The sequence below is a fragment of the Rhodoferax ferrireducens genome, from assembly GCF_003347515.1.
In the GTDB taxonomy this organism is placed as follows: domain Bacteria; phylum Pseudomonadota; class Gammaproteobacteria; order Burkholderiales; family Burkholderiaceae_C; genus Rhodoferax.
Genome location: NZ_QEII01000125.1, coordinates 1 through 602, shown reverse-complemented (window position 1 = coordinate 602; position 602 = coordinate 1). Strand labels below are relative to the sequence as shown.

The 602-nt window shown below is 62.5% G+C and carries 1 protein-coding gene; it reads left to right on the top strand.

Going from position 1 to position 602, the window contains the following annotated elements:
* Window positions 1-602 (top strand): sensor histidine kinase (locus C5P05_RS00565; RefSeq protein ID WP_232834278.1); only part of this gene is annotated, 602 nt, incomplete at both ends.

Below are 602 nucleotides of genomic sequence, written 5' to 3'. Positions count from 1 at the left end.
CCATATCGCTGCCCGAAGTGCTGCTCGATTGCCAGGCCATGATCGAGCCGCAGGCGCAAAAAAGCGGCATCCACATCAGCTTTCCGCAGTTTGATCGCCCTTGCTTTGTCAGTGCCGACCGGACCCGGATGAAGCAGGTGCTGGTCAACCTGCTGTCCAACGCCATCAAATACAACCGGGCGGGCGGCACCATTGACGTGCGATTCAACGCGGAAACACCGGAGCGTCTGCGCATCAGTGTGCAGGATACCGGCGAAGGTCTGTCCGCGGACAAACTGGCCCAGCTGTTCCAGCCCTTCAACCGGCTCGGTCAGGAATCCAGCACCGAAGAAGGCACCGGCATCGGCCTGGTGGTGAGCAAGCGGTTGGTCGAATTGATGGGTGGCGACATTGGCGTGCAAAGCACGGTCGGCGTGGGCAGTGTGTTCTGGATCGAACTGGACATGACAGTCGCCGTCGAACTTGTCGCCGACGCCGACGAACCACTGGCCCTGCTGCAGGCGCGGGCCCAGCCCGGTGCCGCACTGCGCACCCTGCTGTATGTGGAAGACAACCGGGCCAACCTGCAGCTGGTCGAGCAACTCATTGCACGGCGCCCCGAC